Below are 9,063 nucleotides of genomic sequence, written 5' to 3'. Positions count from 1 at the left end.
TGTAGGTCCTTCCAGAAAAAGGTATCATCTCCATTATACGGGGTATAATTGTGACGGATAAAATCACGAACATTCATCTTTCTCTTTCCAGCGACTTCCGCTGAACCCATCCCACTGTGCAAAATCTTTCATTTTTGTACCTCTTTCTTTCTTATTCTATCCCTCTGTTTTCCGCGTACATACTTTAATGATTGTTATTCATTTAACACACTCAGGATATATGAATATTCCGATTCTGTCAATCCATTCCGTGCATGCTTTTAATAAAGTACAATCCTGTGATTTCATCTCGGCAATTGAATTGCCAGGGATTCCAGCTTATTGTCCTAAATCTGCATAGCTGCCGCAAAAGCATCATTGACAGCCATGACAGCATTTCCAGGAGATCTGAAGGCTTCGCCAATCACAATTACCTGTTTTACAGTCTTTTCAGCAGTTTCTTCTATGCCACTGTTTGCTCTTGAGCCCATAGCAAGTACAATATTATCAAATCCACGAAGTGTACCTTGTGTACCGTCTGCCAATGCAAGACCACACCGTCAGTTTCAAGTCGAGCAGCCCACTTTTGCACCAGGATACAGCTGTACATGATTCTCTTCAAAATTATAAAGCCGCCATGAATCAGGCCAGGGGTCCTGTTTCGCTTATGTAATCGATGGATTGTTTCGGCAGATTGACAAAGAACCACTGATTGCCTATGAAACAGAAGAAGACAGCGTAATCGCCGGACTTGTTGCACAAGATTTCGGTATCGCAGTTGTACCCTACATGGAAATGCTGCTGCGTCTTGACGTAAAGATCCTGCAGATTGCCAACCCGGCATGGGAACGCAACTTTTATCTAATCAGTAACGACCGTTCTTATCTTTCTCCAGCAGTTCGTGAATTTCGCCAGTTTGCTTTGGATGGGGTAACTTTGTAAATTTCCTCAATAGAGGCAGGCTGAGTAATGATAGATTTTCAAATTTATTTGAAAGTTAAAAAAACCATACCTGATTTTTCAAAATCATAAGACATATAAGGCAAAACGGGCTCTTGTCCCTCTGATCATTATTTCAATTTCAGCCCATCACCAAAAGCCTTGCCCACAACATTATCCAGGCCGATGTAAGTATTATTTACCGGATTGAAACTGATGGATTTCAGTTTCTTTGGGTCAATCTTTCCATCTGTCAGAATACTCTCATCAGCATTTACATTCACGATCTTGCCTATAAGAAAGCACATTGTCTAAGCTCTTGAGCTTACATTCCAGTGCCATTGGCAACTCGTCAATAAGAGGGGCATTAACTTTCTCGCTCTTTGTTGCATGGAACCCTGCCCGTACAATGCACTACATTCATTTTTTACAAATATCTTTCCGCTAGCCTTTCAAACACGTTCTGATTTAATATGATTTGCTCTGTTTCAAACGTAAGTATTAAACGTTCTCCTGGATAAATTCCATTTTTCTGATAAGATTCAATTTTTCGTACTGCACTTCTTGCGTATTCTTGTTTATCCATCATCCCCTCATGTTCCCAATACAGTTCCTCCCCTGTTTTCGAAGATAAAAATGTAAAATCCGGATATACGATCCCATATCCAGTTAGATATATAGGCTTTTCATACTTATATAAGATTTGTTTTCTGTGAAAATAATCTGCCAATATTTTTTCCGACTTTGATCTTACTCGCTCTCCTCTTTCAGTCAGTATCACTGGTGTTCCCTCTTGAAATTCTTTTCCCTTGTATGGCATATTATACCATTGTTGAAGTTTGTACTCCCAATCAGCCTCCAACGGAGATATTAATTTTTTTCGATCCGGATGTAAAGAATCAAACAATTCTTTCATGGTCGCATCCACATCCGATTCCAACATTTTATTTATTTCGCGTAAGTTGCTCTTTTGATTTATCAATAACAGATTTATTTATACTGATTTCTGTGCAAGCTGTTTACTTAATTCAATATTACTTTTAGGGATGTAACTACCATTTCTATCTTCGATGCAATGATAGTAACGACACCTGTTTTTGCACCTGGATATTCTAAGATATCCTTCGGGTAAATGTTCATTCTCCATCTCTGCCTTGGCTATAAGATCTTCTAATCTTCTTTGTTCCTTCAATAATGCTTCTTTAAATTTGCTCATAATGATTGGCTCCTTTCAACATTTTAAGCATGTTTCGATTCTCTGACTTAACTCCAATTATTAATTGGATCTTCATCCCCCTATTTTCTGATTTTGCAGATGTTTTTTTATCGACATTGTATCTGCATTATGATTCCAGAACCTATCGCAGATACTTTTTTCATCACCAATATATCTGCATTATGATTTCAGAACCTATCGCAGATACTTTTTTCATCACCAATGTATCTGTATTATGATTCTAAGATTATTTGCAGATACTTTTCGTCTCACCGAACACATACAAATACATCCTCAACATCGCTCTCCGTAATAATGCAGATACATCTCACCCTGCAAATGTATCCTCAATTTCACTTTTTCCAATGTTGCAGATACATTCCGTCAAAAAAATGTATCCTCAACTTCACTTTTTCCAATGTTGCAGATACTTTTTGCCAAAACACAGCAATAAATGCATCCTCATCTTCACTTTTTTCAATGTTGCAGATACTTTTTGCCAAAACACAGCAATAAATGCATCCTCATCTTCACTTTTTTCAATGTTGCAGATACTTTTTGCCAAAACACAGCAATAAATGCATCCTCATCTTCACTTTTTTCAATGTTGCAGATACCTTTTGCCCATACACGATATAAATTGGAATTTAATTTGAATTGGGATTAAATTTGATTTTGATTTCAGATTTTAAGATTTTTAAACCTTATAGATGATTTTAGAAAAATCCCGGAAGCAACGATACTTCCGGGATAAATAATACAATATTGGATAACAAATAATTATCTCTTGCTGAACTGCGGAGCGCGACGAGCTGCTTTGAGACCGTACTGCGCGAGTTTTTGAGCTGTTTTCCCTTGATACTCCGGGCTTTTCCGGCTTTCTGCCTCTCAGTTATCCGGTGTGCGGACCATAAAAAACGGCCTTTTTTCATTCAGCAATAGCCTGATGAAACGCACCATTTACTACCCCAAACAGCTCCTCTGGTTTATTGTACTTTACTTTTGCATAGATGTCCATAGTTGTTTTGCTGTTTTCGTGTCCGGCAAGGTATTGGACGGTCTTTGGATCAACACCAGCATAGAGAAGATTGGTAATGTAAGTGTGCCGTAGCTGATGCGGGGTTACATCAAAGTCCAGCGTATATCTGATTTTGGGTTGATTTTTCTGGGTCATGCCCAGCGTTGGGGTAACCGCGTATTTGATGCTCTGCCCATTCACATACTTATAATAGTTCCGGGGCTTAGTGGAGCGGACAACGACATACTGCCATACTCTTTGAAACTGCGAAGCAGCCAGCGGCTCCCCTTTACTGTCAGCAATCACATAATCTGATATGGAATTTTCTTTCGTTTCTCTCAGACAATCCACCAAACACTTCGGTATCGGAATATCCCTTTTTGCCGCCGGAGTCTTTAGCACCGTAGAAATCACGGGTCTGTTATGCTCTGTACGCCATGCCCGCCTCACCGATAGATAAGGTGTATCCTCGTCCAGAAATACACAATCCCATTGCAGTGCAAGAATTTCTTCCCGACGCAGACCGGAATATAAACCGAGCATAATAAACAAATATGGAGGAAGCCCCTTAACTGTATCCAGAAGCACGGCTACCTGCTGATCTGTCAATGCCTCTCTCTTTTTTGATGGTTTTCCGCCCTTGCCCGATATTCCCACACAGGGATTGTGTTCAAGAATTTGGTTTCTCTCTGCCGCATAAAAAATGCACTTGAGTAGCATATTGACCTTATTGTATAAGCCTTCCGATTTCTTTGACAATGGAACAAGCGCCAGCCGAATATCGTCAGCGGTCACTTCTTCCATATACATCTCTCCCAGAGGTTTTATGATATAGTTTGTCATATCCCTCGTATAACCTCTGAGTGTAGACGCAGACACCTTTGCCGACTGCATCAGCAGCCACTTCTCTCCATACTCGGCTACTGTCGGGTGTTGCCGGTGAAAGATAATTTCTTCCACCTGCTTCCGGGCCTCTAACTGCTTCTCATACAATTCTTCACAAGTTGCGGCATACAAACTCAACTCTTTGCCATCTGCATCCGTAATCCTGGTTCTGTAATACTGGATTCCTTTCAATGTAATGGTCCCGTACTTCGGGATCTGTGTTTTCTTTTTTGCCATCTTTGATCGTCCTTTCTTGATAATGTGTAGTCTCCGTATCTACACTCTCTTTTTATCAGAAAGCCTCGATTTAATCAAAGATACGGCTGATGTAAAACAAAGAGCGAGACATCCTTGCCTCGCTCCTGCTTTACTTCCTATTTTATTATTACTGTGCTGCGTCCCAGCTTGCAAACGCGCAACTCATTGATCTGACCAGCTCATCTGGTCTGTTGTACTTAACCTTTGCATAAATGTCCATGGTAATCTTGCTGCTTTCATGGCCTGCCAGGTATTGAACCGTTTTGGGATCTACCGATGCATGAATGAGATTGGTAATGTAAGTATGCCGCAGCTGATGGGGTGTTACTTCAAAGTCCAGACTGTAAACCACTTTTCCGTTATGAGCAGCCTTTTCTCCCAAGACAGGTGTGACAGTATGCTTTACTCTTTTTCCATCTTCATACCGATAATAGCTCCGCTCCTTGACCGTCCTCGTAACAATATACTGCCAAAGTCGCTTAAACTGCGTGTAGGACAGCGGTTCGCCGTCCCGGTTTGAAACCACATACTCCGAAGTCGATGTTTCCTTTGCTGCTTTCAAACACTCAGCCAAGCAAACAGGAAGAGGGATATTTCTCTCCGCAGCCTTGGTTTTCAATTCGTCTGAGATTACCGGTCTGTTGTGTTCTGTGTGCCATGCCCGCCTTACCGTCAGATATGGAGTATCCGTATCCAGATATACTGAATCCCATTGCAGAGCAAGAATTTCTTCCCGGCGCAGCCCTGCATATAAACCAATCATGACAAAGACATAAGGCGGCAAATCTCGGATAGCATCCAAAAGGCGCTCCACCTGTTCATCTGTCAAAGCCTGACGATCCTCTTGTGGAACACCGCCACCTTTTGTTGTCAGATAAATCGTTGGGTTGTGGTCAATAATCCTGCTTTCCATCGCTGCGCGAAAGATAGATTTGTAAAGGATTACCACAGATTTATAAACCGATGCAGATTTTTTGGAAACCGGAACAAGGGCAAGCTGAATATCATCCAGGCTAACCTCACCCATCCGTTTATCTCCCAATTCCGCTATAATATGCCGCCTAACCTTTGAGGTGTAATCCGTCAAAGTAGTAGCTCGTACATGAACCGACTGCATCAGCAGCCACTTTTCACAATACTCTGCAACTGTGGGCGTTTTCCGATGAAAAGTGGCATTCTCAATCTGTTCCAACGCAAGCGTTTCTTTGTTGTATAGTTCTTCAGGTGTTTTTGCGTAGATAGCTACGAGCTTACCATTCGCGTCTTTGATTCTGGTCCTATAATATAGGACACCTCTTTTCATAACTGTGCCATATTGAGGAAGCATTATTTTCCTATTTGCCAATTCCTCCACCTCCTAAGAATATACTCCAGCGCTGTATCTATGTTTTATCAGACCATTATGATTTCGACAAGGATACGGACCGGCTCACACTCCAGCTCTGCGAGGTTTACGATAAGTTGCGTTCTTTTCTGCTGGCTTTGCTCTGTGGGTGCATTTTGCGATATACTCCTGAAGGCCCGCTGAGGTAAAGTACACACAGCCATTCTGCACATATTGCACATAAGAAATAAGACCATTGTTACGGGCCGCGTCCAGCGTTGCAATGCTGATACCCAAAATTTCTGCTGCTTCTTTTCGCGTAATAAGTTTTTCCATAAAGCATATTTCCTCCAATCCGTCAAGTTTGTCATCGTGTTTGTTCAAAATCACATGAATACGCTGGCAGCCGAAACCACCAGCGCATGGTATCTGGTTTTGAACAGAAAGCGGCAAACGCTTCCTATTTATATTTCTCAGCTTTCGTCACATTTGCCACGCCCCCTGACGATGGGAACACAACAGGTCTCCGCTGGCGTGGATGTCATAACTCCGCAGCATCGTTCGTATCGTGTGCCGCAGGGTTCCCCCCCAAGTCTTTGGCGGGCCGTGAGGAACACCTCCTTAAAATTTGCGCGTCCCCTTTCAGAGGACGGTGTTGAAAAATAAGAGGCAGAAAACGGATGGCTGCTGGCACAGCTCCACGGGAATTTCACCCCGGCCCATGCTGATGGGTGCGGCGCACGATGCTTTGCGGGCGTCCAATGCGCGAGTATCTTTGACCTGTCTGTATGTCATCGCCCGCAGAGTGCCGCGTCCGCTTTGCGGTCAGGTGGGTATCGCTCGCTCCCAGGAGGGGAGGTCATGGCGCACTGGCCGTATGGCTCGATACAGGACAGAATGTATCCGTCTGCCTTATGCTGCGCCGGAGGCCTCCCACCGGGCTTTCTTTGTCAAGGAGCTATAACGGGACGCCGCGTGGAAAGAGGAACGCGCAGCGCCCGGCCCTGGATTAGCTCAGGTCAAAATCCAGAATGGAAATAATCAGCTTTGCTTCCAGCCGACCGCGCAGATCTTCGTCCACCTGGGGACGGGGATAGCCGTCAGGGCCATAGCTCGTCCGTGTAGACAGCGCGGCAATGTAGCCGGAGTAATGCCGGACTACCAGGTTCACCGCTTCGGGGTCGCCTCCGACAGCGGCGGCGATCACCGGGTAAGGGATCAGCGATGCCCGCGTGCACGCAGATTTAGTCATCCGCTTCACCTCCCATCAGCTCTGTCAGCAGCCGATAGGCTTTATGCCTGCGGGTATTGACCGTCCGGCGGGGCATGTTTATGTACCTGGCGATCTGTGCGTCGGTCATCCGCAGGAACCAGTGCATCATAAAGATTTCCAGGTCCTCCTGGGACAGCCCCAGAAGCGCCTCGGCCAGCCCGTCGTCCTCGATCAGGATCACGGCCCCTCCCACAGGGAAGGTCGTGTATTCCCACGGGTAGCGGTCATATACCGCAAGCTGGGCCATTTCTGCCTCGGACAGTTCTTCCAAAGATGTGAAACGCTTCTGGTGCCGGCTGATCTGGCGATAGCCGTTGCACGCCTCGCATTTCAGCACCTTCTTGCAGTAGCTGTCAAAGGCGTACTGCTTGTGCTCGTAGTGGCGGTCAGGTTTCAAGTTCTCACCTCCCTTCGTGCCGGGAGGCAGTTCTTTTCTTCCCCTTTCGCTCACTACTCGTTCACGAGTGGTCTGGTTTGGCCAGTTTTCGGGATCTATCTGAAAAATTTTTTTGCCGCTCATAATTGGCTCCTTTCGTTTCGTTCGGGTTGACAGGCCGGAACGAAACGGGGTGGGGAGCGGCAGCCCACGCCCAGGCGCTCAAAGAAACGGGTTTTGTGAGATATGAGCCACAGTATATAAAAAGCGAGCCATAACTCACTTTCGTGAGCATGGCTCGCTGCTGCGTTATTGGAATATTTTTCGTAGTGGCATGGGCATCCGCCGTACAAACGGTAAACCCCGCCTTATTTTGACCTCCTTTGTGTTGGCGCTCTCATCCATATCCCCCTTTACTCCGAAATATGAGTTGCAGCTCACTTTGCATGAGCTGTATGGTTATTTATATGAGCGGAAGCACACCCTACAATGATGTAGAGGTGATGTGTAGTGAACAATCCGCTGGATCTATTTGCATGGAAGGTGCGGTCAGAACGGAAGCGGCAGCATCTGACGCAAAAGCAGTTGGCTGAACGCCTCGGTATGAACCCTCGCACGATCATAGATTTGGAGACCTGCCAGAGTAATCCGAAATTTGAAACGGTGGTCCTTGTCGCCAAAGAACTGAATATCAGCGTGGACGCCGCCATCTTCCCGGAAATGATAAATCAGACAGTCTCGAAAACAGTTGTGGACTTCTTTGCCGGGAAAAGCGAAGCAGAGATCGAAAAATTTATCGCGCTCTGCAAACAGGCGGAAGCCTTCCAGAAAGACGAGTAACGCGGTCGGGTTCGATGTGCCCGGCCGCGTTACTGTTCACCCGTTTGCTATGCGGGCAGTTTATTATTCTTTTGTTTTGTAAGCATTTTTCGGATGCTCGAAGGACTCCTGGCTGATGACATGCTCCATCCGGCAGGCGTCCTGTTCCGCCGTTTCACGGTCAACACCGGCAGCGATAAGCTGCTCTGTAAAGAATTGATGGCGTTCATAGATTTTTTTCGCCACTTCTTGGCCTATGTCGGTCAGGTGGAGAAATCCATCCTCGTCCATCCTCAGAAAACCACCGTCCCGCAGGACGCTTACTGCATGACTGATACTCGGTTTTGAAAAGCCCATGTGTCGGTTCAATCAACAGAGCGAACCATGCCTTTTTCTTTTTGCAGCATCAGCACAGCCTCTAAATTGTCCTCGCCCGACGCATGAATCTTCATTCTATCACCCACTCACATAATCCCAGCATTTGCAAACTGCTTGTTGTAAACCTTTTTTGCAATAACTCCGACAATTATTGAGATAACTACGGTTGCGGCGATAACAAGAACCATAAACCACGGAGAAGTCAAGGTTGATAATATCTCAGCATAATTTGCAGACATTTCTTCGGATGCCTCTGAAATGGCATAGTCAGAGAATACCCATACATACAACGGAGAACCGATATTGCTTAACGAAAGCAGGATATAACTCATCACGATACCTTTGTAATTCTTATATCCGGCCCATTTCCGAATGATTTCCGCTAAAATAGAACAAACAATCAAGCTCCCAAGCAACAGATTCGCAAGCTCCCCAAAAGCCACGAAAGCGATTGCTACAAATAAGTTCATAATGAGAACCACGCCTGCTTTCGGCACTTTTGCCATAACATACATATATGGAATCCATGCCACGAGAGCAATTAAAGCTGTTACAAACAGATAGAGCAATGGGTGTATGCCGCCCATAATCGTAGCAA

General features: G+C 44.9%; 12 protein-coding genes and 1 pseudogene. 2 read left to right on the top strand and 11 right to left on the bottom strand.

Going from position 1 to position 9,063, the window contains the following annotated elements:
- Positions 1 to 326 precede the first annotated feature (326 nt).
- The gene (locus R1Y93_RS09460; protein WP_500822614.1) at positions 327 to 524 is read right to left on the bottom strand and encodes a hypothetical protein; all 198 of its coding nucleotides are present in this window, start codon (positions 522 to 524) and stop codon (positions 327 to 329) included.
- A gap of 136 nt (positions 525 to 660) precedes the next feature.
- On the opposite strand from R1Y93_RS09460, the gene R1Y93_RS09455 reads away from it, so the two are divergent.
- A complete protein-coding gene (locus tag R1Y93_RS09455) occupies positions 661 to 921 on the top strand; it encodes a LysR substrate-binding domain-containing protein (RefSeq protein ID WP_500822613.1) in 261 nt (86 codons plus the stop codon).
- A gap of 128 nt (positions 922 to 1,049) precedes the next feature.
- On the opposite strand, the gene R1Y93_RS09450 is transcribed toward R1Y93_RS09455, so the two are convergent.
- From R1Y93_RS09450 to R1Y93_RS09415, 8 genes are all read right to left on the bottom strand, one after another.
- Positions 1,050 to 1,226 (bottom strand): hypothetical protein, encoded by a 177-nt coding sequence (locus R1Y93_RS09450; protein ID WP_500822612.1) that lies wholly within the window; start codon positions 1,224 to 1,226, stop codon positions 1,050 to 1,052.
- 119 nt (positions 1,227 to 1,345) lie between these two features.
- Positions 1,346 to 1,834, bottom strand: a complete 489-nt coding sequence (locus tag R1Y93_RS09445; protein WP_500822611.1) for a hypothetical protein — start codon at positions 1,832 to 1,834, stop codon at positions 1,346 to 1,348.
- Positions 1,835 to 1,912: 78 nt separating this feature from the next.
- Positions 1,913 to 2,134, bottom strand: coding sequence for a hypothetical protein (locus R1Y93_RS09440; RefSeq protein WP_500822610.1), 222 nt, complete (start codon positions 2,132 to 2,134; stop codon positions 1,913 to 1,915).
- Between the two features lie 928 nt (positions 2,135 to 3,062).
- Positions 3,063 to 4,274, bottom strand: a complete 1,212-nt coding sequence (locus R1Y93_RS09435) for a tyrosine-type recombinase/integrase (protein ID WP_007045816.1) — start codon at positions 4,272 to 4,274, stop codon at positions 3,063 to 3,065.
- A gap of 148 nt (positions 4,275 to 4,422) precedes the next feature.
- Positions 4,423 to 5,640 carry a tyrosine-type recombinase/integrase gene (locus tag R1Y93_RS09430; RefSeq protein ID WP_118357184.1) on the bottom strand — a complete coding sequence of 406 codons (1,218 nt, stop codon included), beginning with the start codon at positions 5,638 to 5,640 and terminating at the stop codon, positions 4,423 to 4,425.
- Positions 5,641 to 5,724: 84 nt separating this feature from the next.
- A complete protein-coding gene (locus tag R1Y93_RS09425; RefSeq protein WP_008728422.1) occupies positions 5,725 to 5,955 on the bottom strand; it encodes a helix-turn-helix domain-containing protein in 231 nt (76 codons plus the stop codon).
- Positions 5,956 to 6,628: 673 nt separating this feature from the next.
- A complete protein-coding gene (locus tag R1Y93_RS09420) occupies positions 6,629 to 6,871 on the bottom strand; it encodes a helix-turn-helix domain-containing protein (RefSeq protein ID WP_500822609.1) in 243 nt (80 codons plus the stop codon).
- Positions 6,864 to 7,412, bottom strand: a complete 549-nt coding sequence (locus tag R1Y93_RS09415) for a sigma-70 family RNA polymerase sigma factor (protein WP_008817059.1) — start codon at positions 7,410 to 7,412, stop codon at positions 6,864 to 6,866. The genes R1Y93_RS09420 and R1Y93_RS09415 overlap by 8 nt, the downstream gene beginning before the upstream one ends.
- Positions 7,413 to 7,778: 366 nt before the next feature.
- Here R1Y93_RS09415 and R1Y93_RS09410 point away from each other — a divergent pair, with 366 nt between their 5' ends.
- Positions 7,779 to 8,108 carry a helix-turn-helix domain-containing protein gene (locus R1Y93_RS09410; protein ID WP_008817060.1) on the top strand — a complete coding sequence of 110 codons (330 nt, stop codon included), beginning with the start codon at positions 7,779 to 7,781 and terminating at the stop codon, positions 8,106 to 8,108.
- A gap of 63 nt (positions 8,109 to 8,171) precedes the next feature.
- On the opposite strand, the pseudogene R1Y93_RS09405 reads toward R1Y93_RS09410, so the two are convergent.
- Both R1Y93_RS09405 and R1Y93_RS09400 read right to left on the bottom strand, forming a co-directional pair.
- Positions 8,172 to 8,539: pseudogene (locus R1Y93_RS09405) on the bottom strand (metal-dependent transcriptional regulator).
- 12 nt (positions 8,540 to 8,551) lie between these two features.
- Positions 8,552 to 9,063 (bottom strand): MptD family putative ECF transporter S component (locus R1Y93_RS09400; RefSeq protein WP_500822608.1); only part of this gene is annotated, 512 nt, incomplete at its 5' end.

The sequence above is a fragment of the Blautia sp. HA3515 genome, from assembly GCF_059933065.1.
The sequence above is the reverse complement of the archived record's forward strand: the minus strand, read 5'-3'. Positions and strand labels throughout refer to the sequence as shown.